This window comes from Acidobacteriota bacterium (assembly GCA_016196035.1).
Classification (GTDB): Bacteria; Acidobacteriota; Blastocatellia; order RBC074; family RBC074; genus JACPYM01.
This window is the reverse complement of sequence record JACPYM010000015.1, coordinates 196164-221262: the sequence shown is the minus strand read 5'-3', so window position 1 is coordinate 221262 and position 25099 is coordinate 196164. Positions and strand designations below refer to the sequence as shown.

The following is a 25099-nucleotide window of genomic DNA, read 5'->3' as shown; positions in this document are numbered from 1 at the left end:
GAGTGCGTGCGGCATAGGCCGCCGCTTTGGTATGCCCTTCATCGCTCAAACTATAAAGGGCATACCAAAGCGGCGGCCTGTGCCGCACGCACTCCAAAGGCTTCGCCAATCCATTGTTTCATTGAGCCAGAACAAGTTCATCTGGCAAGAAATCCGCAAGCCAAATAGTTCTACCTTCTGAATCAACGCTCTCCACAATGTAGCCTTCGGCTTTGTCGCTTGTTTGATACACGTGGACAATCGCGCCCGTGTCCCCAATCTGCGGTGGCCGTGAAACCGAATCCGTCCCGTCATAAGCGCGCTCTGGGGACAGCAACCGCACAATTCGCACACAATCGTATTCTTTCAAAATCGTCACCTTTGCAAGTGGCTACGACTTGTATGCATCAGCCACGCCTGAAACATCAACACCGTCCAAATCTGCTCCGCTGCATCGCGCCAGCCGATGTTTGCGCCGGACAGCACTTCCTGCCACTTGGCGCGCACGACCGCCGCGTTCAAAAACCCGTCCTGCCGCAAGCGCCGCTCGTCCAGCAAATCTTCTGCCCATCCGCGTAATTCACCGCGCAACCATGCCGCCACCGGAATCGCAAAGCCGCGCTTGGGCCGTTCGATCAACGACGGCGGCACGTAGCGATGGAGCACCTGCCGCAACAGCCATTTCGTCCGTCCGTCTCGCACTTTGAATGACAACGGCACGCGCCAGGCGAATTCGACGACGCGGTGATCCAGCAGCGGCACGCGCGATTCCAAACTCACGGCCATCGTCGCACGATCCACTTTGGCCAGAATGTCGTCTGGCAAATAGGTCACCGCGTCCAGATACATCATCTGTTCGGTGAAGCTTAAGCCTCGCGCCCATTGCCGCGCGTCATTCAACGCCGTCTGCGGTTCGCGCCCGCCCAACACGACGGATTCGGGCACATCCCAGCGCGATTCGAGATGGCGATAGAGCAATTCGGGCGAAGCGGCGGCGAATTGCTGTTCCCAATTGCCCACTTGAAATTTCAACTTCGCCAGCTTGCCCGGCGCATTCCCGGCCAGATTGCCCATCACCGCCAAGCCGCTGGCCGCCGTCTTTTTCAACGCCGTCGGCACGCGCGCGACGCGTTCCCAGACCCGTTGCGCGCTCTGATAGCGGCGATACCCGCAAAACAATTCATCGCCCGCATCGCCCGACAGGCTGACCGTCACGTGCTGGCGCGCCAGCTTCGCCACCAGATAGGTCGGCACTTGCGAAGAGTCGGCGAAAGGTTCGTCGTACATTTCCGGCAATTGCGGGATGAGTTCGAGCGCCGCTTCCGGCTTCAGATACAACTCGGTGTGTTCCGTGCCCAGGTGTTTCGCGACGGCCTTGGCAAATCCGGCTTCGTTGTAGCCGGGCTCATCAAAGCCGATGGTGAAGGTCTTGACCGGTTGTGTGCTCTGCGCCTGCATCAACGCCACGATGGTCGAAGAGTCTACGCCACCTGACAAAAACGCGCCCAACGGCACATCGGCAATCATCTGATCGGCAATCGTCGCGCGCAGCAATTGATCCAACTGCTCGACCGCTTCATCTGCGCTGCACGACAGCGGCTTCGCCACACCGCGCTCTGCAGCTTCCCGCACCGACCAATACGCTTGCGGTTCGGGCAACGCGCGCCGCTCGGCGTCGGCATAGCTCAATTTCAACAACGTGCCCGGCGGCAGTTTGTGCACGCCGCGATAGATCGAGTGCGGCGCGGGAATGTAATCGTGGCGCAAGAACAAGGTCAGCGCAGCGCGATCAATCTCGCCCTGCCAATGCGGATGCGCGCGCAAGGCGCGCAGCGTCGAACCAAACAAAAACGATTGGCCCAGCCAGCCGTAATACAACGGCTTCTCACCCATGCGGTCGCGGCCAAAATACAACACGCGTTCACGCCGATCCCACAAGCCAAAAGCGAACATCCCCGCCATCCGTCTGACCGCCGCCACGACGCCCCATTGCTCAAACGCCGCCAGCATGACTTCGGTGTCTGAATGACCGCGAAAGCCGTGGCCCGCCGCTTCGAGTTCCCGCCGCAATGTTTTGAAGTTGTAGATTTCGCCGTTAAACGTGATGACAAAACGCCCACTGGCCGAATGCATCGGCTGATGCCCTTCGCTGGAAAGATCAACGATGGCAAGCCGCCGATGACTGAATCCGATTCCAGTTTCCGCATCGGCCCACCAGCCGTGACTGTCCGGGCCGCGCGGCGTCAGTTGTGCGCTCATCCGCGTGAGCAAGGCTTCGTCCGGCTCACCCAGCGGTTCCAAGTTCAAATAGCCTGCAATTCCACACATAACACCCGTCCTTCGCTTGCGGATTGCGGATTTGCGAGCGCTGCCTATTCAAGCTCTATCACAGCGTTCAATCCGCAATCCGCAATCCGCAATCACCCAACGACTGGCACCTGATTGCCGACGACCGGCGACTGGCGGTTGGCAACTAACTGTTTCACATCCGCCTCGCGTTCATAGCCGCGCGCCAAAATGTGCAACGCGGTCGCCAGCGCCGCAATCTCGTAAATCAATTCCAAATCGTAACGGCTCACAAAAAAGCCCGACACCATAAAGCCGATCAAGGCCACCTGCATCCCGTGCGTGTAACCAATCAACGGTGAATCAGGCGCGTGCGTGCGCAACACGCCGCGCGCGCGCCACAGCCGAAAATAGCTAAAGCCAATCAATGTCAGAAACAACAGCAACGCGGGCAGCCCGGCGTCTACGCCAAGTTGGAAAAACGAATTGTGCGCCACGCGCGCATCCGTCGGGTCGCCATAACGTCCGAAAACTTCAACCAGGTTGCGCGCACCGATGCCCGTGAAGGGATAATCGCGCATGATTTGCATTGAGACGTTCCAAGCGCGTAAGCGTTGCTGTGCCGAAGAATCGCTTTCGCGCGCGGTTTGAATCGTGCCGATGCGTTCGGTGACAACGCCGGGCGCGAACGCCAGCACGGCGGCAATCGCCAGCGGCGCGGCGATCAAGCCGGTGATTTTGTATTTCGAACGCACGCCCAACATTACCGCCACCGTACAAACGCCCAGGAAGCCGCCGCGCGAACGCGTGAAGAACACGACGACGAAACTCATCAGCGACAAGCCATAGCAACCTGACTTCAACCACCATTCCTGCGCTTCGCGCGCCGCGTAATACAGCATCGGCGTGATCATCACCAACAACAACGCATAGTCGTTGTTGTCCTCAAACATCCCGCCCGGCCCATACGAACGGTATTCGCCACTGCTGGCCAACACACCAAGGAACGAGCGCACCGCCAGCAAACCGATGCCCACGACTGTCCACACGTACAGCAGACGGATGCGCCGTTCGCTGTCGCATAGCGCTGTCGCCAATAACGCAATCAACACCGTTTTGCTGAACTCGACATACTTCGGTTGTGCTAGTTCGTAGTTATAGGCGAACAGCGTCGCCAACCCGAATTGCGCCCACAACAACACCATCAAGACATTCGGCACCAAACGCGGCAAACGGCGCGGCAGTTCAAAGATCAGATACCCCAACAGCGTCACCGCCGCCACCGCCAGCGAGATGCGCGAATCGGGCATGTACGCCCATTGATGCGGGCGCAGGTACGCGATCCAGATGTACGAGATCAGCCCCGCAAACGGCGAAAAGAACGAGAGCGGGAGGATCAACGCCATCAATCCGAAGATGAGGAAAGCTTTCATAGGCAGTGGTCAGTGGTCAGTGGTCAGTGGTCAGTGGTCGCTATTCAACTGACCACTGATCACTGACCACTGACCACTATTTTCTCTGACTAAAATTCGCCGCTGGTTCCGCCGTGCCGCTGCGTTTGTTGGCGACGCGGGCCATGACGAAGAGCAGGTCGGACAGGCGGTTCAGGTAACGTATCGCGGCGTCAGTGATTTCGGTGCCGGTGGCCAGCGCGACGACGGTACGTTCGGCGCGGCGGGCCACCGTGCGTGCCAGATGCAACGTCGCCGCCAACTGGTTGCCGCCGGGCAGCACGAATTCGCGCAGCGGTTCGAGTTCGGCATTCAGCAAATCAATGTCGTGTTCGAGCGCCACAACCAAGGCTTCGTTCACGCGCGGCACGGCGATGTGAGCGGGGCTGGCTAAGTCGGCGCCGAGCACGAAGAGTTCGTTTTGAATGCGTCCGAGCACGGCATCGAGTTGCGCGTCAGTTAGGCCCACGCGTGCCAGTCCCAGCACCGAATTCAATTCGTCCACATCGCCATAAGACGCCACGCGCAAATCGGCCTTGCTGACGCGGCTGCCGTCCACCAACGACGTGTCGCCCTGGTCGCCGGACTTGGTGTAAACCCTGGTGATTCGCATGTTCCTCTCTGATGCAGTACCGCGCGCGTCAGCAAGCGGTGACTTGAATTTCTGCCGAATAGTTTTGGCTTCCCGACTCCGCTTGCTCACGCGCGCGGTACCGCCCCAACAAGTTTTGGCTTCCCGACTCCGCTTGCTCACGCGCGCGGTACCGCCCCAACAAGTGACAAATACAATTCTTCATAACGCCGCAGCATCGCGGCCAAGCTGTAATCGCGTTCGACCGTCTGTTTGCCGACAGCGCCCAGGCGGCGCGCAAGGTCGTGGTTGATGACGAGCCGTTCCAGCCGTTCGGCCAGCACGGCAACATCGCCCGGCGCAACGAGGAAACCATTCTCGCCTTCGCGCAACATCTCTGGCAACATCCCGACGCGGGTCGTCACCACCGGCAGCGCGGCGGCCAGCGCTTCAAGCACCGAAATCGGCAGACCTTCGGAAAGCGAAGAAAGCGCGAACGCATCCAGCGCACGCAGCAAACGCGGCACGTCGTGGCGGATGCCGGTGATGATGACATCTGCCGCAACACTCAACTCCAATGCCAACTGTTCCAACCGTCCGCGTTCAGCGCCATCGCCGATCAAGAGTAACTTGACGTGCGCCTGACGCTGTCGCAATTGGGCAAAGGCGCGCACGAGTGTTGGCAAGTCTTTGGTTTCCTGAAAGCGCGCGACCGTGCCGATGACAAAGTCAGTTGGCGACAAGCCAAGCTCTTCGCGCACACCAACCGGATCGGCGCGTTCGATTCCCGCCACGTCCACGCCGTTGTGAATCACGCGCATACGTGCCGGCGCGAAGCCCGTCTCGCGGCAAAAGTATTGGCGCATCTCTTCGGAAACGACAAAAACGGCATCGGCCAATTCATACGCGCAACGCCGCGCCAGTTTGCGCTTCGGCGGTTCGTGGTGAATGTAGGGCAAATTGCGCCCGTGTTCGCTGTGCACCAATTTGCCCTGTCGCGCGAGCGTGCGCGCAATTACCCCATCCATCCCAGCCCAGCTTTGCGTGTGAATGATGTCGGGCCGTTCGCGGCGCATGAGCTTGGCAATTTGCCACGGCATCAACAGCGCACGTTCGTCGCCTTTGCCCATGTCAAACCGCTGGACGTGCGCGTCCAGCAAATGCGCCGCCGTGCCCAAGCGCGAGATGCAACAGACGGCTTGTTCAAACCGCGCCGGGTCGAGGCCGTTGGCGACGTTGATGACGACGCGTTCCATCCCGCCGACATTGAGCGAATCGAGCACGTGCAGAATTTTGATTTTCTCAGCCATCAGCCGCGCGCAACGCACACTCCAAACTCAACAACCGCGCCCATTGCTGTTCGTATGGAAAATTCATTTGTAGCGAAGCGTCGAGAAACATTTGCAAGCGTTCCCTGCCCAGCCAATCGCGCAAGCACATCGTGGCAGGTTGCAACAACTCGCGCACGGCTTCCTCGCGCCACAATTGCACGCGCGCTGGTTCAAACGCCCGCTCAACCGACGAAGCGCGCCGCACACCCAACACACGCCAACCTTTGTCCCACACCTTGCGCCCGTAACCGGTCAGCAGCGGCGCGAAACGATGCGCATTGCCGAGCGTGAGCGGTTCAGCCGGATAACCGTGTTCGAGCGGATAGGCCGCCAGCCGGGGTTGCAAGCGTTTGAGCATGCGGCGCACCAACAGGCTGCGCTGGCGCAAGCGCTGTTCGGTTTGCAGCATCGTTTCCAGCACCGGGCGAAACATCAATGGCGATAAACACGTGCGGATTTGATCGGTGCTGGTCGCCATGCGCCCCTGCCAGCGTTGCATGCGCAACTGCAAATAGGCGTGATCCATCTGCGCCGTGTTCGGCCAATCTTGCAAGCCCGCGTTGGCGCGTTCGATCACGGCGGCAAAGTGCGCGATCAGATCAAGCGGCGCGGCGAACAGTTGCGGGCTGCCGGGATCAACGACGTAACGCGCCGCCGCCACTTTGCGCGCAGCCAGCGGCGTGCGCGCGCCCGTGTGCGGCAACAACAACTCCCACCAATAGCCGCGCGCGACTTCGCCAAACGAACCGTTGAGGCTGATGTCGTATTGCCGCGCCGTGCCCGCGTGCACCGGCAAAACATTGCGCGCGTATTCGACGATGTCGGCCTCGCCATCCGTCAACGCCAGCGCCTGTTGCGTCTGCGCGAAACTGACTTGGGGATTGACCGTCACCGGATGATGCGGCTGGCCTGTGATCCCGGCCAAGCCGCGCGCAATCACGACATCCGGCGCATTGGCCGCGCCTGAGACAGTCGTCTCAAACGGCACGCCCGCCGTCAGCAACGCCGCCGTCAACGCGCGCGAATCATAGCCGCCGGTCAGATCGCCGATGATGCGCGGGAACGCTTGCCCGACCTGGCGCGCGGCGGCGGTGAGGCTGGCGCCGAAGGCTTCGACCGCTTGGTCGCCTTTGAGCGATTCGGGCGTCAGTTGGTTGAAATGCCAATAGCGCTGCGGCACGCCCAGCTTACCTGCAGCAAGCTGATAGACGCTGGCTGGCGCGAGTTTGCGCACGGCGCGGAAAAAGCTGCGGTCTTCGTAAACGATGCCCGTGCGCAAAAATTCTTCGCAGCCGAGCAGGTCGAGCGCCGCCGTTTCCAGACTGGCGAGCAACAACGATGAACTCGCCAAGGCCACGCCCCACGGGAACTCTCGATAAAAAGCATGGCGGCTGCCGATCAAATCGGTGCTGACGAAGGTCGCGCCGCTGTGCGCCTCACCAAACAGTAAGGTGAAAAAGCCGGAGAGTTCCTGTGCGACTTGCGCGCTGCCCACTTGCGCCAAGCGCGCCAACAAGCGCGCCTCAGCACCCGTGCCATATCCATCCGCATGAAACCAACTGCCCACGGCCAGCAGCCAATTGCCTGTGGCTTCGTCGCGCAGCAACGGCGCGCCTGAACCGTTTTGGCGGGCGAAGGAAGCCACCCACAAGCCAGCGGTTTCCAAGACACGCGCCGGGGCGCTGCCTTTGAGGCGCTGTGCCTGCGCCAATCCGTTGCGCCAGGCTGTTGCCGCCGCTTCGCCGGTGCCGCTGATGAGTAGGAAATTGCCCACGCGTTTCTTTAGCCTTTACCGCGCCGCCAGTTTGGCCACCAAGCCCGGCACGACACGCAAGCCCAGTTGCACTAGCGAGAGTTTCAGCTTGCGATAATGCGCGTTCGCCAGCGCCAGATGCTGCGCCGCTAGTTGGTAATCGCCGGATTGCAGTTTGGCGCGGTAAAGCGACCAGTTGAGCATGGCGTCGGCGTCGCGCAGTTGCGCTTCGATCAACGCGCGCTGTTCGGTGGTAATGGCCGGATCGCGCAGCCATTTGTGATAGACCTTGCTCAGGTTGTTGAGCAATTTGTCGCTGTTGTTGGAAAGCGACTCGGCGCGCCAGCGGTATTGCACCAGCGGTTCGCGCGTGAAGCCGAAGCGGCAACCTTGCCGCAACATGCGCAACCACAGATCGAAATCTTCGGACGCGCCCAACGCTTCGTCGTAATAGCCAACCGTTTCCAGCAGTTCGCGTTTGAAAAGCACCAGGCCGAAGACATAGCACTCGCGCCGCAACACCTTTTCAAACGTCACCGGTTCGCTAGCCGGGAAAACCGCTTGGAACTCCCGCCCGGAAAAATTCGGCGAGCCCCAGAACCAGGCGTTCGGGAACACCAAATCAAGCGCCGGATCGCTTTCGAGCAAGGCCAGCATTTTTTCCAAAAACTCCGGCACCCAGAGATCGTCGGCATCCAGCAAGGCGATGTAACGCCCGCGCGCGGCGCGCAAGCCCGCGTTGCGCGCTTTGGCCAAACCGTTGTTCGCCTGCCGTTGATAAAACATCCGTTCGCCAAACCGCTCGCGATAAGGGGCGATGGCCGCTTCGGTGTCATCGGTCGAACCGTCGTTGATGACGACGACTTCGTAATCGGTATAGGTTTGAGCCAGCAATGAATCGAGCGTTTCGCCGATGTAAGACGCCACGTTATAGGCAGGAATGATGACGCTAATTGTCATAAACAGACTTCAGACCACAGACTTCAGACTTCAGACTTCAGACTTCAGACCACGGACACCTGTGTCTGTGGTCTGACCGCAAAATTTGCTGACTTTAGCCACTGAACGGTCTGAGGTCTGAAGTCTGTGGTCTGAGGTCTGGTTTTGGCGCGCGCCGGCCTTGCAAAAAGCCGAGCATGAACCAGAAGTGCAACTCTTGCGCGAAACTGCCCGGCAAATCGCCACGCCAGCGCGCCGCCAGCATTTTCGGCAGGGCTTCGACGGTTTGCCGCAACATAAAGCGCGGCACGCCGCAAAAGTAACTGACCGGTTGCGGGTGCAATTGATCGAGCAACGCGACTGACGCGCCGTAGCCGCGATGCCAGGCGCGAAAGTATTTTTTAGTCAGCCGTTCACGCGGTACCAGATGCGAAACCTTCATCTGCGGTTCATACAGGCCGCGGGCGCCGGCGCGGCGCAGGCGCAGGAACAATTCGGAATCTTCACCCATCGCAAAGGTGTCGGCGGTTTTGCCCAATTCGGGGTGATAGCACAGACCGACGCGTCCCAGCACGCTGCGCCGCAAGGCGACGTTGCCGCCAGAGATGCTGCGGGCGCGCTGGTTTTCGTCATCGCGGTAAACGATGCGCCGGTCGCCCCAACTGTTCAGCGACAACACGCCGCGCAACCGGTCGTCATACCAGGGCGGCGGCGCGGCTTGCCAATCGCCCTCCACCGGGCCGGTCACAAAATCAAAGCCTTCGCCGAGCGCGCGCTGAATCACATTCAGCCACTCGGCGTCCATCCATTGATCGTCATCGGCCAGCGCGACAATGTCGCCGTGCGTCGCCACCAATGCGGCGTTGACCGCATGCGATTTGCCTTGCCGTTTTTCGTGCAGGTAACGCACCCGGCTTTGCGCGCTGGTGGGCGTTTCAGCCGTCAGCCGCGCGACCACTTGCGCCGTGTCATCGGTCGAGTTGTTATCCACCACCGTCACCACGGCCTCAAAGCCCCCGTCACAGCGTGCGTCGAGCACACTGCGAACGGCGCGTTCGAGCAACGCGGCGCGATTGAAGGTGGGGATAATGACATCAATCAACATACTTTTGCTGATGACAGACAACGAAGCACCTGTTGTAGTGGGCTTTCATTTTTCGGTAGTGGTAAAAATGTAATGCTCGTCCGTTTTTGTCGCGTAGCGAGCCTCAGTTTCAACCGTCGCGACGCGACGCGGGCACTATGAACGATGCTACCCGGCGTTGAAACGCCGGGCTAAATTCAGGTCGCCGCTACGCGGCTGCAAAATGCAGCATTACATTTTTACCACTACCCATTTTTCATTGTTCGTTTGTCACCGTTCACTTGTCATTGAATTGGAATTGCAGCGCGGCGCACCAGACAATGACCAATGACAAATCTCAAATGACAAATGCGAGCAATTCACTCAACTCGCCCAGCGCAGCCATTGCTGCATGCGGTCGCTCTGATAAACCAAATCCAGCGCCTGATAGCCCCAGCTTCGCACGCGGCTTTGGGGGATGCGTTTGGCGCAATGAAACTCGCGGTGCTGCAATTCCGCACCGAGGTCGCCGCGCAACGTGAGCGCGCGCAATCCGCAACCGCGCAGGGCCTGAAAGATCGGCGCGCCGGTGGGCAAAATATGCATCGGGCGCTCGGGGTCGTGTCCGGCGCGGAAGTTGAACGCAAAGACACCGCCGCCCACCAACGCCTGGCTGATCTGCTCCATTTCAGCCGCCGGGTCGCAGAGGTGTTCCAGCACATCCACCGCCGTCGCAAAGGCGAATTGCTGGCGCGGCAAAGCTTGGTGATTGAGATCAATAAACTCGGCGTGTAAACCACGCCGCTGCAAGCGCCAGCGCGCGAACGCCAGCATCGTGGGAGAAATATCGGCGAGTGTGACTTTCAAACCGTGGCGCGCGAACAGGATCGCATTCGCGCCCACGCCGGAACCAAAATCCAGGTATTCATACGCGCCGATGCCGCGCGCGTAATCCAGTAGGGCCACGTTGACCGCGCATTCCTCCGGGTCGGTCGCGTGCCACCACAGGTGTTCAAACAAATAGCTGCGCGTCGTGCGGTAAAACGCTTCGATGTCAGCGGGCGTCTCGCGCGGATCGGCTTCCCACTCGCGTTTGGATTCGCGTAAGGCCGTCACACAGGCTTCCAACGCATCCACGCGGCTGATGCCGAAATACTCGGTCAATTCGCGCACGCTGCTTTCAATCAAATCGGTCTCGCCTTCCAACAACAGCGCCGCTTGCCAGCGCTGCGCCAACCCCGCACCTGTCACCATGCCCAATGCTAACTCCGTCACCATGCCTGTCACCCTTTCTGTCACCGTTTCCGGCACCATCACGAACCGTACAGCAAGCTTTCCAACTTGCTGCCGCTGGCCGAAAACGCCTCCAAAGCTGGACTGCACTCTCAGCCACGCCTCAGCAAGCTGGAAAGCTTGCTGTACTTACAAGCGTGTTTCACCACTGCGCCAACCCATCACCCAGGGTGAGGTCAGCAACCCTACTAAAATGCCGCGCACATGCGCGCGCCGCCGCCGCCATTTAGCTTCCGGTTCATCCGGCTGCCGTTCCAGCCGCTTCAAAAAACCCAGCGAAGACCAATAAAACGCGCGCGCCGCATAGCCATCGCCCCGCAGTATGTGTTTGAACAGATAGGCCGCATACGATTTGCCGTAGCTGTATTCCAAGTGCTCTGCTTGCGCCTCGGTGACCCGGTCGTGATCGTGATAGACCAGCACGTTGGGCGCGTAAAGCATGTAATGACCGGCCTTGAGCGCGCGATAAACAAACTCGGTATCTTCACCGCCCGCAAAAAATCGGCCCGCGCCCAAGCGCTCATCAAACAAGCCAATCTCTTCAAACAAGCTGCGCCGGATGATCATATTCGCGCCCATCACCGGTTCACCGATGTTCGGGTAACGCACAACCAGGCGCTCATTCACATCCATAAAGGCGACCGGCACCAGTTCCGCCCGCGCCAGCAGCACGCGCCCGCACAGCAGTTGCAATTGCGGATCGGCGCTGAATTCACCGTGCAAATCGCTGAGCCAATCCTCTGTCACCAGCACGTCATCATCCGTGAAAGCCAGCAAGTCGCCCGGGCAGTTGCGCACGGCGGTGTTACGCGCGAATGAGAGTCCCGGCTTGGGTTCAACCAAGTATTGCAAATGCGCGTGCGTGCGTTGCAGTTCGCGCACGATGGCGCGCGTTTCGTCCCGACTGGCGTTGTCCACGACGAGCACGTCGTAGTTAAAGTCAGCGCCTTGCGGTAACGCCAACAGCGTTTGCAACGTGCGCGCCAGGGATTGTGCACGGTTGCGCGTGCATACGAGCACGCTGATCTTCGTCATAAGACTCCGGCAAGGGGGATGGGGATGAGCTTTGGTCTGTCGTACAAGTCGTCTTACAAATCATTCGGCACACTTGTGGGCGCTTCGTTGGGCGGCAACAAACGCCAGTGGTGCGGCGCATAAAACATTCCGCGCACCTTCTTGCCCGGCAACACCTTGAGCAGATATTGGCGCGGCTTCCAGTCGTAGGCGGCAATCGAACCGCGTTTGAGCAGCGTGGCGTCAATCTTGAATACGCCCGGCGCCAGGCCGAATTCGGCGCATTGAATTTCCATCACGCCGCGCCCTTGCAAATTCGGCAACTGTTCGCCCGTCAGCGCCGTGGTGAAATGGCAATGCAGGCGGTCGTCTGCCGAATAGAAGAACAACTCGAACACGGCGTCTTCGATGGGGCGATGCGCGACGTATTCGATCTGCGCGACCAACGGTTCGCCCGTGGCCAACGCATCCACTGACAAACCGTCCCGATCCAGAAAACGCACGTTCAGAATCTCGGCCTCACGTTCGTTGTTACCGTTGTTGGCGGTCATGATCTGGTTTTCCTGCTCCGCCGCTTTGAAAACGACCGCATTGTAATAGGCGCTAATGGCGTCCTGTGGCGTGCCTTGCGCACACACACGACCCTGATGCAGGAAGAACACGCGGCTGCACAACCGTTCAACTGCCGCCATATCGTGCGAGACAAAGGCGATGGTCATGCCGTTGCGCCGTAACTCTTCGATGCGCTGCTGGCACTTGCTCTGAAAGGCGGCATCGCCCACGGCCAGCACTTCGTCCACCAGCAACACGTGCGGGTTGATGTGCGCCGCCACGGCGAACCCCAGCCGCACGTACATCCCCGATGAATAGCGTTTGACCGGCGTATCAATGAAGCGCTCCATCTCAGCGAACGCGACGATCTGATCGAACTTGCTGCGCACCTCGGCGCGCTTCATGCCCATGATCGAGCCATACAGGAAGATGTTCTCGCGCCCCGTCAATTCGGGGTGAAAGCCCGCGCCGACTTCGATCAACGAAGCCACCGAGCCGCGCACGACCAGTTTGCCGCTGGTCGGATAGATGATGCGCGCCAGCAATTTCAGGATCGTGCTCTTGCCCGAGCCGTTCGGCCCAATGAACCCGACGGTTTCGCCCTGTTCGACTTCCAGGCTCACCTCGCGCAAGGCATAGAATTCGTCCGTGCTGCCATCGCCCGCGCGCGCCCCCTGCGCCAGCCGCTGCCCGAAACGCGCCAACTCTTCGCGAATGGATTTCGAGCCGAGGCGGCTCAGCCGATAACGTTTTGAAAGATGATCTACGGTGACAATCTTCATTGAGTAGTCAGTAGTCAGTAGTCAGTAGTTAATAGCCATGCTGACTACTGACTACTGACTACTTCTTCAAACAATGTCCGCAAACTCCCGTTCCAGATGTTTGAAATACTTGTAGCCCAGCCAGACCAGCAGCAGCGAAACGCCCGCCGCCAGGGCCAGATAATTCAATTCCGGCGCCAGGCCTTTCACGATACAGCGGCGATACCCGTCAATGATCGCGGCCATCGGATTGAGCGACATATACAGGCTGCGCCAGCGTTCCGGCACGCTCGACGCGGGATAAAGCACGGGCGTGACGAACATCCAAATCTGAATCACCAGCGGCAGCGTGTGCCGCACATCGCGGTACAGCACCGTGAACGCCGACAGCAGCAAACAGACGCCAATGGTGAAAAGCACTTGCACCGTCAGCAGCGGCAGCACGTACAGCAAATTCCACGTTGGTGAGACGTGATAGAAAAAGAGCATCCCGACAAAGATCAGCGAGGCGATCAGGAAATCCACAAAGGCCGCAAACACCGACGCCAGCGGCACGATCTCGCGCGGGAAATAAATCTTGGTGATGAGATTGGAATTTTGAATCAGGCTCGGAATGGCGAACGACAACGCCGTCGAAAAGAACGTCCACGGCAACAAGGCCGGGTAAGAAAAGAGCGGATACGGCAGCCCCTCGCTCGGCAGCCGGTTGAAATGCCCAAAGAACAAGCTGAAAACCAGCATCAGCGAAAACGGTTGCAACACGGCCCACAGCACGCCCAGCACGCTCTGTTTGTAACGTACCTTCAATTCGCGCTGCGTGACGAGGTACAGCAGTTCGCCGTGCTTGAACAGTTCGCGCAAGTGGGCAAGCAAACTGTCGCTCCACTCGATGGTGTTTTCGAGCATTGGCTCGCTGCCGACTGATGATGACGACGTGGGTGCGCTGTGCTCGCGGGTTTCGCGCGCGGCGGGTTCCAATTCTTTTTCAGCTACGGTGGCTGACATGGGTTTCATTGCGTTACTAAACCGTCTCAAATTGCAGGGTGCGTAACATTTCAGGTTTGACGCGCGCGCTGACCGCGAGGATTTCGAGGCCGACCACTTGGCCCTGCTCGTTGAAATCCAGAATCACGCCGGGTTGTACTTCTTCCGATTCGACAATCGCGGCTTCATCAAGCCGGAAATAGAGCGCGTCGCACTCTTTATCTATTTTCAACCTCATCGCTCAACCTCATTCGCCATTCTCAAATCTGCAAACGGCGATCAAAGAAAACCGTCACTATGATCTGCGGGTCTTTTGCATCATCAAGCACGACGTGCAACACACGCTGCTGTCGCTCGTGAATGCGCTTGGCGAGGTGGAAATTGCCGTCAGCGCCCCGCTAGGTCTTATCAGGCGCGTTGACCGTTTGCCAAACCCAATCCTCAGCTATGCTGCGCTCGGCAAGTACGTCTCGGGTATGACTTGATAGCTGTTTTCCAGGCATAACCGCCTCTATGCAACTGCCGTTTGCTGTCGCACAGCCAGTCCACCATAAATCTCAAGATACCGTTCAACAATCCGTTCCCAATCCCGTTCGCGCACCACAAACTCGCGCCCCCGTTGCGCCAGCGCCTGCCGTTTCCCCTTGTCATTCACCAAAGCCGCCAAACATTGGGTGAGCGCGGCGACGTTTTCCGGTTCCACCAGACAGCCGGTTTCGCCGTCGCGGATCAATTCACGCAAGCCGCCGATGTTGCTGCCAACGACGACGCGCTGTTGCGCCATCGCTTCGAGGGGTTTGAGCGGCGTAGTCAGTTCGGTCAACCGCGAGCGCACGCGCGGGTAGACCAACACATCCATCACGGAATAATAAGCTTTGACTTGGGGATGGGGGACTTTGCCGGCGAAGATGATTTGTTCGTGTTTGTCTGCGGGGATACGACTGCGCAGGGAAGCTTCGACCTCTCCTTCACCTGCGAGCAGCAGTTTGACATCGGCTCGCTGATTCAGCAACTGCAAAACCGCGTCCACTAAAAATTCCAGCCCTTCAAACAGGTAGAGCGAGCCGATGAAGCCAATCACCGTCTTACCCTGCAAGCCATACCTGGCAATCAGTTCGGTATCGGGCGCGCGCGGCGTGAAAACTTTCGTGTCCACACCGTTCGGCGCTTGAAACACTTTGCTGGCGGGTACGCCGCGCGCAATCAGGTCATCTTTGAGCGCTTCACAAATCGTCACGACCCGGTCGGCGCGCTTCAACGCCTCCCATTCCAGGCGGCGCGAGAGGCGGTAGAGCGGCGAATTGAAGCTCAGCTTCTTGCGATCCACTGCCGCGTCTTCTTCGTAATAGCGCACTTCGTAAACGCAGGGCAGCCCCAATTGTCGCGCCGCACGGGATGCCGCCAAACCGTTTAATGAAGGCGAATGCGCGTGCAGCAAGTCCACCTTCAATTCCGCCGCCAGCTTCGTGAGCTGTTTGGACATCTCGGCCACACAGGCGGCCTGCTTGAGCAGTGGCACCGTGTGCGGCTTCGGTAAGACGTAAAACGCCGGCCAGTTGAGGCGGTAATACGCAATGCCATCGCGCGTTTCTTTGGCTTCGGTGAAATCTTCGTGCTTCGGCGACGTCACGACAATCGGTTGCAATCCCAAGCGCTGCTGGGTGCGAATGATGTAATCGCTGCGAAAGCTGTAACCGCTGAAATACGGCAATGAATGATCGAGGACGTGTAAAACCCGCATAACTACTTCAACTCCGCGCCAGCAAAGCATCAACAATGCGCGCTGCCGTCTTGCCATCCCATAACTCCGGCACGCGCCCGGCCAGTTTCAATTCGCCGCGCAACACGGCAAAGGCTGTTTGTTTGATCTTTTCGGCATCACATCCAACCAGGCGGTTGGTGCCCTGTTCAATCGTAATCGGGCGTTCGGTGCTTTCGCGCAAGGTCAGACACGGGACGCCCAGCGCGGTCGTCTCTTCCTGCAAGCCGCCCGAATCGGTCAACACCAGTTTGGCGTTGCTCCACAGACGCAGAAATTCCAGATAGCCCAGCGGATCAATTACGCGGATGCCTGCCGGAACCGCCAGACCGAATTCGCGCATGCGGGCCTGTGTGCGCGGATGCGCGGGAAAGACGAGCGGCAATTCGCGCGCGATTTCGCCGAGCGCCGCCAGGATGCCGCGCAGGCTTTCCGGCTCATCCACATTGGACGGACGGTGCAAGGTCACTACGCCGTAAGTATGCGGCGCCAATTCCAATTCACGCAGGATGGGCGAAGCTTGCGCGCGTGCGACCTGTTCGAGCAGCGTGTCAATCATGACGTTGCCGACGCGCACGATGCGTTCGGGCGCAATGCCCTCGCGCAACAGATTGGCGTCACCATCGGGGCTGGGCGTCAGCAGCAAATCGCTAAGTTGATCGGTCAGAATGCGGTTGATCTCTTCGGGCATGTCGCGGTCAAAGCTGCGCAGACCGGCCTCGACGTGCGCGACTTTGATGCCCAGCTTGCGCGCGACCAGGGCGCAGGCCAGCGTCGAATTCACATCGCCGACGACGATCACCCAATCCGGTTTTTGTTCGAGCAAGACCGGCTCGAAGGCCAACATCACACGCGCTGTCTGTTCGGCGTGCGTACCCGAACCAATTTCCAGATTGATGTCGGGCGCGGGCATGCCCAAATCGCGGAAGAACGAAGCCGACATGGCTTCGTCATAATGCTGGCCCGTATGCACGAGCGTTTGCGTGACCGCGCCCGCGCGCCGTTGGATGGCCGCGAGGAGAGGGGCCATCTTCATAAAATTGGGCCGGGCACCGACGATGTTGAGGAATTTCATCATGCGAAAAACTGTAGGACGGACTTTAGACTGCCCTACGCCTGGCATGACAGACTAAAAGTCCGTCCCACCAGCTAGATCATTGCCTGAACCACCACGTCAGCAACCGTTCAAATTGTGCGCCGTCCCAATCCTGCACCGGGCAGCGCGGCAATTGGAATAGATCGGCTTTCGCCTGTGTCACGGTGCCTTCGGCGGCGCAGGCGCTCAGGAAGCCGGTGGCGCGCACGATGCGCGCGGTTTCCGCCGTGTAGCGTCCGTAAGGATAGGCAAAGCTGGTCACGGGCCGTCCGGTGATTTCTTCCAGCGCGATTTTGCTGTCGTGAATTTCGCCTTCCTGCTCAGCGGGCGACAAGTGCGGCAAGAGCGGATGCGTGACCGTATGCGAGCCAATCTCGATCAATTCGTCTTGCGCCAATGAGTGCAGCTCTGCCAGCGTGAGAAAGCGATGCAAGGGGCGCGGCGCGGCGGTGAATTCAACCTGCGCCTGCAACTCGGCCAGCACGCGCTGTTGTTCGGTTTGCGGCAGCGTTTGCATTTCCTGATACAACGCACGGTACACCGTGTGCCGCAGCGTCGGCGTTTCGGGTTGCCAGGCGTTCCAGGTACGATGCCGCGCGTAATCGGACGGCTGGTAATCGGCGGCTTCGCGCAAATCCCAGGCGGGGCTGTGCCCATTGATGCGCAAACGCAAATGCGCGGGCAAGCGGCCCGGCGTGAGCAACAGCCGTTCCAACTCGTCCGACCAGAATTCGCGCTGACCGCCCAAATAGCCGCTGGCGATAAAAATCGTCGCAGGCACGCCGTATTTTTCGAGTAGCGGTTTGGCGTGCGTCAGATTGTTGGCATAGCCGTCGTCAAAGGTGATGACCACCGCACGGCGCGGCAGCTTGCCTTCGTTCAAGCCGCGCACCAGTTCATCCAGGCGCAACACGGTGGCGTGGCGTTTGATGATGTCCAACTGTTCGGCGAAGCGCGCTGGCGGCAGGTGCAAGCGCCAGGGATCAGACACAGCCTCCATTACCCCGTGATAAAACAGGATCAACGCGCGTGACTGATGTTGTGTGAGGACGTAGCGCGCTCTCGTCAGCACGCTATGCCACAGAGAATGGGGCAAGCGTCGCCTCCGGTTTAACAGCGCGGACTGTAATGGACACTTCGTAGTCCGCTTCCCAATGATCCAACTCGTGGGGCGTGAGCTCTTCTACCACCAGACCGTGCAAAAGCGCGAGCGCTGTCAGCGGATTGCCAAAGGCTTCGACTTGTACGTGTGAGGCGGGAAAAACTTCTTCAAACAGGCGGCGGATGGATTTGGAAGTGAAGCGCCAATAATCGCCCCACTTGTCCATATCCTGCCGCGAAATTTGATGGGCGACACCGGGCACAGTTACCAGCACGACGCCGCCCGGTTTCAAGATGCGATAGATCGTTTGCAACGTCGCCCGCACATCATAAATCATCGGCAAGGTCTGCGTCAGGATTAGGCAATCAAAAGCGTCTGACGGCAGATTCTCGCCCGTCGTCAGATCACCCACCAATGTCGCGCGCGGATTACCCGCTTCGGCGTGCAAAACCTCGCTCTTGGTCACCTGCGCGCCGCCAAAGCGTTCGGTGTAACTGGCCTCGGCGATTTCGAGCACGCGGCCTTTGACATCCGCGCGGTGACGTTCGAGAAAATTCTCGATGTAGTAACGATCCACGGGCGTGCCGCGATCCGCGCCGAACGAACGGCTGATGGGCGTGACGCGCCGCAAATCGCCCAGGTCGGCAAATCCGACTGGCGGAATGTAAGCGTGCCCTTGCCACGCGCCAATCGCCCGACGGCGCAGCGCTCCCGGCAATAAATGGCGCGCCAGCCACTTAGCGAGCGTTTTCATCAAGATGCTTTCAGGAGTTTCTTGTAGGTATCGTTGCCCAACGTTGTACGCTGCGCCCTATCCTGCCAACTGCCATCTGCCAACCGCCAACTGCTTTAGCGCCGTCTGCCCAACCCGCCCTGGTTGAGCAATTCCTGTGCGCCGAGCTTGGCCTTGCCGTTGCGCACGGCCAGCGTTTCGAGCAGTTCGGCGAAGCGCTGCAACAGCGGCACCCAATCGTGCTGCTCTTCGACAAAGCTGCGGGCGTTCTCGCCCAGTTCGCGCCGCAGCTCCTCATTCCGAATCAACTTGACGACGTGCTCGGCCAGCTTGCGCGGCGAATGCGCCAGCAGCAATTGTTCGCCGTCCGCGACATTCAAACCGGCGACGCCTTCGGGAGTCGCCACGATGGCCTTGGCCGTCGCCATCGCTTCGAGGACTTTGTTCTGCACGCCGCGCGCAATGCGCAAGGGCACCACGCAAACGGTCGCCGCCTGTAAATAAGGCCGCACGTCTTCGACAAAGCCGGTGACTTGCACACCCGGCAATTGACCGAGTTGTTTGACTTCGTCAGTCGGCTTGCTGCCGACAATCAGGAATTCGGCGCGCGGTTCGCGTTCGCGCACCAGCGGCAGAATGGATTCGGCAAAAAACTTGACGCCTTCGACATTGGCGTAATAGTCCATCGCGCCCGTGAACACCAGGCGCGGCGCTGACGGGTCGGCAAACCATTGGCGTTCGTGCAGCGGCAATTTATCCAGAATGCGCAACCGCCAGGGTTCGGGCCGGAAATGCGCCAAATCCACGCCGTTGGTCAACGTGCGCAACCGGGCGCGGCGCGTGAATTCATCTACTTGATTGAGCAGTGCCGCTTCGCGCGGGGTAGTCAGCAGCGTGTGGCCGTAGGTGGCGACGATTTCCTGTTCGTAGCGGCGCAAGCGTTTCCATTCGAGCTTATACAACCATGATTTTGTGGCGTTGACCTTGCGCGCGTAATCGAGCCATTTTTCGGAATCCACATCCACCATATCCACCAGCGTGCGGCTCGCCAATTCAGGCGGCACGTATTGCGCCATCGTGGACGAATAAACGAAGACCGCGTCGAACTCTTCTTCCGCCAGTTTCTGTTGCACGGCGGCGCGCATGGGTTTGGATTCGTAATAGCCCAGTGAAAGGGGTTTAGAACTGAACAAGGCGCGCAAGGCGCGCAACTGCGCCCATTGGCGATTGAGCGGAATGATCTGCACCGAGGCGCAAAGTTTGGCGAGGTCTACTTGATAGCCCAGATCGCCGGCGTCATCGGCAAAGGCGAGCAAGTGGACGTCGTGACCGCGCTCGACCAGCGCGCGCAGTTGGTGGAACGAACGAATCTTGTCCCCTTTATTCGGCGGATAGGGAATGCGATGTGCGAGGAAAAGCAGTTTCATTTCAGGCGGTTTTTCCGGTACGGTCAATTTGGTTTATCAGGTCAGTCAAGCTGAAGCCGCCTTGCCTATCACGTTCACCTAATCCCAGCGCCTGTCTCCTGGCTTTTGTTCAGCTTAATTGGTGGTGCGATCGGGGGAGAAGTGGGGGACTGTCTTCGCGTTGCAAGTGGTGCCCATGCTGAAACATTACTGGCACAGCAGCCCCAAACCACCAGAGTTTCTCATAGGCGCGGATAGCCTAACACGGGGGCGCGGGGGTCAGGGCAAATACTTTACGAGCGGCGGCCCGAGCAGCTTTGTCAGACCTAACGGCAACCGTTTCCACAGGTCAATCAGCAATTTGAATTTCGGATTGGCGGGGTTCAAATTGGGCAACTGTTGCGCTTTGACCAGATGAATTTGATAGGGCAAAGCGCGCTCTTGCATGCCCCAGCCGCGCTTAAATTCATAGGCGCCCGTGCCGCGTTTGCTGCGCCCGAAATCAAACTGCGTGAACCCGCGCGCCGCGCTTTGGCGCATCAGTTCCGCATACATAAAGTTGTTGATCCCCGCGCGGTAAAACTCCGCATAGGCGCCCGCGTAATACGGCATCACCGTATCGCGAAAATAAAAACTCAGCACCGCCCCGGCAACCTTTTCGCCTTGCCGAATGACCAGAATGTCGCAGTCCTCAGGAAACTCACGCAGGAATTCGGCAAAGAGCCGCTTCGGAAAGACCGGCGTACCCAGATTGCGCACGCTGGTGGCATACACGTTGTAAAACTGATCGAGTGCTTCAGTGCGCAAAAGTTCTGCGGTGAGATTGTGCTTCGGGCCTTGCCGAATCATCCGGCGCGTATCGCGCGGAAAGGTCTTGAGCAAAGCCTCTTCATCCGTCGTGATGGGATGATCGAAGGTGACGTAAAGCTGATCCTGAAGCTCAAACCCAGGCTCCGCGAAAACCGGTTCATCGGATTCAGCAGCAGGCGGATTACGCAATTCGAGGAAGTCCACCTGAAGCTCTGCGCCCAATTGCCGCGCGCGCGCGAGCAAAGCCTCGTAGGCTTCGGCATCGTCCGCCACGACGCCGCCATAAACCGCATTGGGTGATGAAATCAGCATCGAACCAAAGAGTGGACTTTGCACGTGAAAGAGCGGCAGCACACCGACGATTTCCGGCCCGCGTTCGGCGTAGAGGCTATGATTGCGATGTTGCCAGGTACGCTCAATCACACGCTGCCACCCGGACAAATGACAAAACGTCGCCTGGGCAGAGCGTTTGACATACTGATCCCAACGTCCGCGCTCCGTTTCATCGGCTGGATTATGCGTTTTGATCGTCAGACACACCGGCTGGGCGGCAGGTGCTGGTGAGGGTTTTAGCAGGGTGGGTACTGCTGGCACGAGTGCTTGAGCCGCCGCTTCCGCAGTCATAGGTGAACAACTATCCTTATGTTTACCGGCATGTTTATCGGCGCAACGAACAGGGAGTGCCGAAGAAATAAGTGCGGCGCTGCGGGACTGCGCCCCTATATATCAGATCAGAGCAAGTCGCGTTTGCCGGGCTATTCGTGCACATAAACCGGCCCAGAACCGATCAAACTTGGTTCGGTTTCAGCCACATGCACCGGGCGCTCGCTCAGGCGCAAAACGTTGCGGACGGTAGTGAAGCGAAAATCGCCCAACAAGCGCGCCAGCCGGGGTTCTGTTTTGTGCAGGTTGAAGCGGTGCCGCCAGATATTGAGTTGGGTGCCAGGCACCACTGGTTGCCCTTCGTCAACTTCCCAGGCATGGATCATGAAGACCGCGGCTTGCTGTTCGATTTTGTTGATATGGTTCAGCCCCCAACGGAACCATTGATAGGGCAAAAACCGGAAATATCCGCCGCCCACCATCGGCATGTTCTGCCCAGCCAGACGCACCGTTGAAGGGGGGAATTCCAAAATCTCCCCAGCTTCGCAACGAATCACATGAGGGAAACGCTGCGCATCAGGAATCCCATAACGGTCGTGGTGAATCGGAAAGATCGAAGAGTCATAACGAAACCCTTCTTCGACCAAAATGTCCAAGGCCCACAATGACGCGGCAGTAATCGAATAGGTCGGCGCGCGATACCCTTCGACCTCCATGCCGATCAAATCCTCAAGCCGCGCTTTGGCGCTGCGGACATCGGCCCGAAACTCATCCCGCGTTTGGCTGCCGATAAACCGGTGGCCATACCCGTGACAGGCAATTTCATGACCCGCCTCGGCAATTTTGCGCACCATCTGGGGGCAACGCTCGGCCAGCCAGCCCAGGACAAAGAAAGTCCCACGGGCATTGTGGCGGCCAAATAGATCAAGCAACCGTTGCGTGCTGTGCTCCACTCTCGATTCCCACTGCTCCCATTCCGAACTCGGCACGACATTGGCAAAGGCTTCGACCTGGTAGTAATCCTCCACGTCCACGGTCAGAGCATTTAGCATTTTATTGTTCTTCTCCATAGTCTTTTCGCTCACGGGTGAAATGGCGATCCGAACTAGCTTGTGGGGAGAGCTTCAAACGCTGTAATGCGATGTCCGTCATTGAGCGCAATATAAATCACTGCTCAAAACAGCTTCCTGCTACAGCTCATCCGTCAATGTTTACAAAACGTGTTTGGTATCGTTCAGGAGTTTCCCCGAAGCCAGTGGTATTAAGACGACCACAGCTACCGGGCACCAGGCCATTTCGAAATTGGCAGAACGAAGTGTGGAGGGGATGGTACAACTATCTGCTACGTGTCTGCCGCAGCTTTCTCACATGCATATTGCCTATCGCCTTTGCCAACAAACGCGAACCTGAACACTGTAGCAACGGGTCAACCACCTAAGTGTCAGTTTGCAACGATGCCGTGGAGAGGTGAGGGGGCAAGATCACCAGAACACAGAACTTCAGAAACTCCGTCTATGTCTTTGCTTGAACGGCGCAGATCATAGCTGTGACACTGCAAGCAATCAAGTTGAAACCCGTTCAAACACAGAAAAGAAAATTAGAACTCAGCATCTGCCCACCGACCACCCCAAATCTTTTTGGTCTCCTGCCAGGCTGCCTGTGGCTAGGCAGCCTGCATTACCTCAAGCATTTGTAGTGATCTGGGCCTCACAGGATATTGATTTGGCAACCATGCGGTATCCCATTCCGCTGACCTTACTTCACACGGGATAGAAGAGGGTTGCTCAGGCAGCGCCAGCCGCCAGCGTAACTGCTCACTTAACTCTTCGGTGAAATGGCGCATTTGGTCAATCGTAAGGTTCAGTTTGCGTAACTCGGCTTCCAATTTGCGGCGATAATCGCTGACCGAAGAATCCGAGATACCGACCAGATCCGCAATCAACAATTGCGACGGCTCAGCCGGATCAAAGAAGCAATGCCATAACACCCGCCACAAACGTTCGGTGCGCACCCAATTCGATTTGGTGGCGTGCAGCAGCCCGTCAAGAAATTCATTTGCAAGAAAGCGAGCCTGCCGCTCACTTTCCTGTAACAAAGCAAGCTGTTCGGGACCGGCTTCCGCAGAAATCAGCGCGACTGCATAGCGCCGCTGAAGCCGCTCTTCATTCATTTCCTCATCCAGCGAACCGATCTCGGCGTCATAAACCGGCAGTTTTGACAACGCCAACTGACGTAACACACGTAAGGGAGCCGGCGAATCAATGGCGCGCAAAATCTCGACCATCAATTCGGTTAGCTCCTGATTCGTCACGATCACCTGCGCTTCCCCGCGACAGCCCACGCGGCGCAGGTTACGCACCCGCATAGGGAGGTGCGCGATTAAATCCATGAAAGTCCCGCTATCACGCATCGGCTTGCCGTCCGCCCAGGTGTGTAAGCCATAGATTACATCCGCCGCTTGACGGTAACGACCCGACTGACCGATTTTTTTGTGGAAGACTTTAAACTGGGCTTCGCTTTCCAGCACCCCGCTCACACGACGCACAATGCGGTAATTCTCTGGACGGCGGCGGCGTAACCGTCCAATGAGAAAGTTTGTCAATTCGATCTGAAAAATCTCACGCTCAATTTCAGCGTCCGTCATCTGGCTTTCCAGGTAATGGTTAAAGCGCCCTTTTTCAAGTAGCAGCAAATACAAATCCTGCGTTAAATCATGCGTCGAAAAAATCGGCGCCAATGTGGCCGAAGCTTGCTGTCCATTCAGCGTCGAACGCACTAACGGATGCACAGAAACCAAGCGGTGCAGCGAATTTAATAACCCCTGCGCATCCTCCTCGATGCTGGTTTTCCACTTGGAAAGACTCGCCAGTTTGCTGCCGGGTTTGGCACCCGCTACTGGGGCCGCTTGGTTGAGAAAGTTGATTACAGCCTTGGGAGCAAAGCTATTTTCAGGGGTTTTGTCTGTTTTATCGAGTGGAACGTCTAAATTCCGATAGACGACGAAATTCGACACTGCGCGTGGCATGGCCAACCCAGCCGCACAGGATGCCGCCCGTGAGGACGATAAAGCCTTCATTTGTTTCCCCGAGTCTAAGCAGACCAGTGAGGGGTCTGGACATCCGTTCGGCTTGCGCCTTTCGACTCTGCCGTTCGACTCTGATGGATGCCGTTGTGTGTAGTTTGTTATCCGCTTCAGTGTCTAGCGCACCAATAGCAGTTCTTTAGATAACGGACGCCGGATGGGATGCTTTCGTTGGGAAGCAACAGTAATAAGTAGAATGGCACCGCCATTGCGACCGGTATCTCGCACGTCATCAGGACAAAAATGCAACAAGCTTGCACGTGAGCCTGCTCTTTATGAAAAAGCGCGTTGGGAATCAAGGCCAAGAGGTCAAACTGCCAATCTCAAGACTCGTGTGGCCAGCTCATACCGATTGGCCGCTGCCAATAGACTGTGCTAGCAAGGACAAAAAACAAAGACTCTCGCCTAATGCCAAGCCTTTCTCTGGCGGCCTTTCCTGTGATGAGTCGCGCAGGGATAGGGCCACCACAGAGCAGAGTTCACCATAACCGCCCTTTACAGCTCTATAGTCTGCTCAAAAACCTATGCTTA

The 25099-nt window shown here is 58.3% G+C and carries 21 protein-coding genes; all 21 read right to left on the bottom strand.

From position 1 onward, the window contains the following. Positions 1 to 118: 118 nt before the first annotated feature. The 21 genes from HY011_05830 to HY011_05730 all read right to left on the bottom strand — a co-directional run bounded on the left by HY011_05830 (position 119) and on the right by HY011_05730 (position 24562). Positions 119 to 349, bottom strand: coding sequence for a DUF4926 domain-containing protein (locus HY011_05830; protein ID MBI3422439.1), 231 nt, complete (start codon positions 347 to 349; stop codon positions 119 to 121). A gap of 5 nt (positions 350 to 354) precedes the next feature. Beyond that, complete coding sequence (asnB, locus tag HY011_05825) at positions 355 to 2307, bottom strand: asparagine synthase (glutamine-hydrolyzing) (protein ID MBI3422438.1); 1953 nt, start codon at positions 2305 to 2307, stop codon at positions 355 to 357. 92 nt (positions 2308 to 2399) lie between these two features. Beyond that, positions 2400 to 3698, bottom strand: a complete 1299-nt coding sequence (locus tag HY011_05820) for a putative O-glycosylation ligase, exosortase A system-associated (GenBank protein MBI3422437.1) — start codon at positions 3696 to 3698, stop codon at positions 2400 to 2402. Positions 3699 to 3774: 76 nt separating this feature from the next. Beyond that, entirely contained in the window at positions 3775 to 4329 is a 555-nt protein-coding gene (locus HY011_05815) for a cob(I)yrinic acid a,c-diamide adenosyltransferase (protein ID MBI3422436.1), read from the bottom strand. Between the two features lie 137 nt (positions 4330 to 4466). Further along, on the bottom strand, positions 4467 to 5597 hold the full coding sequence (locus HY011_05810; GenBank protein MBI3422435.1) for a glycosyltransferase: 1131 nt from the start codon (positions 5595 to 5597) through the stop codon (positions 4467 to 4469). Continuing rightward, on the bottom strand, positions 5590 to 7392 hold the full coding sequence (locus HY011_05805) for a hypothetical protein (GenBank protein ID MBI3422434.1): 1803 nt from the start codon (positions 7390 to 7392) through the stop codon (positions 5590 to 5592). The genes HY011_05810 and HY011_05805 overlap by 8 nt, the downstream gene beginning before the upstream one ends. Before the next feature lie 15 nt (positions 7393 to 7407). Then, positions 7408 to 8331, bottom strand: a complete 924-nt coding sequence (locus HY011_05800; GenBank protein MBI3422433.1) for a glycosyltransferase family 2 protein — start codon at positions 8329 to 8331, stop codon at positions 7408 to 7410. A gap of 94 nt (positions 8332 to 8425) precedes the next feature. Beyond that, positions 8426 to 9415, bottom strand: coding sequence for a glycosyltransferase (locus tag HY011_05795; GenBank protein MBI3422432.1), 990 nt, complete (start codon positions 9413 to 9415; stop codon positions 8426 to 8428). Positions 9416 to 9757: 342 nt separating this feature from the next. Continuing rightward, positions 9758 to 10651, bottom strand: coding sequence for a class I SAM-dependent methyltransferase (locus tag HY011_05790; protein ID MBI3422431.1), 894 nt, complete (start codon positions 10649 to 10651; stop codon positions 9758 to 9760). Positions 10652 to 10795: 144 nt separating this feature from the next. Further along, complete coding sequence (locus tag HY011_05785; protein MBI3422430.1) at positions 10796 to 11701, bottom strand: glycosyltransferase; 906 nt, start codon at positions 11699 to 11701, stop codon at positions 10796 to 10798. A 53-nt stretch (positions 11702 to 11754) separates the two neighbouring features. Further along, positions 11755 to 13014, bottom strand: a complete 1260-nt coding sequence (locus tag HY011_05780) for an ABC transporter ATP-binding protein (GenBank protein ID MBI3422429.1) — start codon at positions 13012 to 13014, stop codon at positions 11755 to 11757. Positions 13015 to 13080: 66 nt separating this feature from the next. Further along, the gene (locus HY011_05775) at positions 13081 to 13998 is read right to left on the bottom strand and encodes an ABC transporter permease (GenBank protein ID MBI3422428.1); all 918 of its coding nucleotides are present in this window, start codon (positions 13996 to 13998) and stop codon (positions 13081 to 13083) included. Positions 13999 to 14014: 16 nt separating this feature from the next. Beyond that, positions 14015 to 14215 (bottom strand): DUF2283 domain-containing protein, encoded by a 201-nt coding sequence (locus HY011_05770; protein ID MBI3422427.1) that lies wholly within the window; start codon positions 14213 to 14215, stop codon positions 14015 to 14017. A gap of 273 nt (positions 14216 to 14488) precedes the next feature. Beyond that, positions 14489 to 15718 (bottom strand): glycosyltransferase, exosortase A system-associated, encoded by a 1230-nt coding sequence (locus tag HY011_05765; protein ID MBI3422426.1) that lies wholly within the window; start codon positions 15716 to 15718, stop codon positions 14489 to 14491. Positions 15719 to 15725: 7 nt separating this feature from the next. After that, positions 15726 to 16814, bottom strand: a complete 1089-nt coding sequence (gene wecB / locus HY011_05760) for a UDP-N-acetylglucosamine 2-epimerase (non-hydrolyzing) (GenBank protein MBI3422425.1) — start codon at positions 16812 to 16814, stop codon at positions 15726 to 15728. A 76-nt stretch (positions 16815 to 16890) separates the two neighbouring features. Beyond that, positions 16891 to 17928 carry a polysaccharide deacetylase family protein gene (locus tag HY011_05755; GenBank protein MBI3422424.1) on the bottom strand — a complete coding sequence of 346 codons (1038 nt, stop codon included), beginning with the start codon at positions 17926 to 17928 and terminating at the stop codon, positions 16891 to 16893. Then, positions 17906 to 18688, bottom strand: coding sequence for a methyltransferase domain-containing protein (locus HY011_05750; protein ID MBI3422423.1), 783 nt, complete (start codon positions 18686 to 18688; stop codon positions 17906 to 17908). The genes HY011_05755 and HY011_05750 overlap by 23 nt, the downstream gene beginning before the upstream one ends. A 95-nt stretch (positions 18689 to 18783) precedes the next feature. Continuing rightward, positions 18784 to 20094, bottom strand: a complete 1311-nt coding sequence (locus HY011_05745; protein MBI3422422.1) for a TIGR03087 family PEP-CTERM/XrtA system glycosyltransferase — start codon at positions 20092 to 20094, stop codon at positions 18784 to 18786. A 258-nt stretch (positions 20095 to 20352) separates the two neighbouring features. Next, positions 20353 to 21507, bottom strand: a complete 1155-nt coding sequence (locus tag HY011_05740; protein MBI3422421.1) for a FemAB family PEP-CTERM system-associated protein — start codon at positions 21505 to 21507, stop codon at positions 20353 to 20355. Positions 21508 to 21638: 131 nt separating this feature from the next. Next, positions 21639 to 22538, bottom strand: a complete 900-nt coding sequence (locus tag HY011_05735; GenBank protein ID MBI3422420.1) for a DUF3473 domain-containing protein — start codon at positions 22536 to 22538, stop codon at positions 21639 to 21641. 611 nt (positions 22539 to 23149) lie between these two features. Continuing rightward, positions 23150 to 24562 (bottom strand): hypothetical protein, encoded by a 1413-nt coding sequence (locus HY011_05730; protein ID MBI3422419.1) that lies wholly within the window; start codon positions 24560 to 24562, stop codon positions 23150 to 23152. Positions 24563 to 25099 lie beyond the last annotated feature (537 nt).

Coding starts and splice junctions, on each gene's coding strand:
- asnB (MBI3422438.1), bottom strand. CDS start 2,307: ATGTGTGGAATTGCAGGCTATTTGAACTTGGAACCGCTGGGTGAGCCG.
- HY011_05800 (MBI3422433.1), bottom strand. CDS start 8,331: ATGACAATTAGCGTCATCATTCCTGCCTATAACGTGGCGTCTTACATC.
- HY011_05775 (MBI3422428.1), bottom strand. CDS start 13,998: ATGTCAGCCACCGTAGCTGAAAAAGAATTGGAACCCGCCGCGCGCGAA.
- HY011_05780 (MBI3422429.1), bottom strand. CDS start 13,014: ATGAAGATTGTCACCGTAGATCATCTTTCAAAACGTTATCGGCTGAGC.
- HY011_05785 (MBI3422430.1), bottom strand. CDS start 11,701: ATGACGAAGATCAGCGTGCTCGTATGCACGCGCAACCGTGCACAATCC.
- HY011_05735 (MBI3422420.1), bottom strand. CDS start 22,538: ATGCTAAATGCTCTGACCGTGGACGTGGAGGATTACTACCAGGTCGAA.
- HY011_05750 (MBI3422423.1), bottom strand. CDS start 18,688: ATGAAAACGCTCGCTAAGTGGCTGGCGCGCCATTTATTGCCGGGAGCG.
- wecB (MBI3422425.1), bottom strand. CDS start 16,814: ATGATGAAATTCCTCAACATCGTCGGTGCCCGGCCCAATTTTATGAAG.
- HY011_05730 (MBI3422419.1), bottom strand. CDS start 24,562: ATGAAGGCTTTATCGTCCTCACGGGCGGCATCCTGTGCGGCTGGGTTG.
- HY011_05770 (MBI3422427.1), bottom strand. CDS start 14,215: ATGAGGTTGAAAATAGATAAAGAGTGCGACGCGCTCTATTTCCGGCTT.
- HY011_05745 (MBI3422422.1), bottom strand. CDS start 20,094: ATGAAACTGCTTTTCCTCGCACATCGCATTCCCTATCCGCCGAATAAA.
- HY011_05765 (MBI3422426.1), bottom strand. CDS start 15,718: ATGCGGGTTTTACACGTCCTCGATCATTCATTGCCGTATTTCAGCGGT.
- HY011_05815 (MBI3422436.1), bottom strand. CDS start 4,329: ATGCGAATCACCAGGGTTTACACCAAGTCCGGCGACCAGGGCGACACG.
- HY011_05740 (MBI3422421.1), bottom strand. CDS start 21,507: ATGACTGCGGAAGCGGCGGCTCAAGCACTCGTGCCAGCAGTACCCACC.
- HY011_05795 (MBI3422432.1), bottom strand. CDS start 9,415: ATGTTGATTGATGTCATTATCCCCACCTTCAATCGCGCCGCGTTGCTC.
- HY011_05810 (MBI3422435.1), bottom strand. CDS start 5,597: ATGGCTGAGAAAATCAAAATTCTGCACGTGCTCGATTCGCTCAATGTC.
- HY011_05790 (MBI3422431.1), bottom strand. CDS start 10,651: ATGGTGACGGAGTTAGCATTGGGCATGGTGACAGGTGCGGGGTTGGCG.
- HY011_05820 (MBI3422437.1), bottom strand. CDS start 3,698: ATGAAAGCTTTCCTCATCTTCGGATTGATGGCGTTGATCCTCCCGCTC.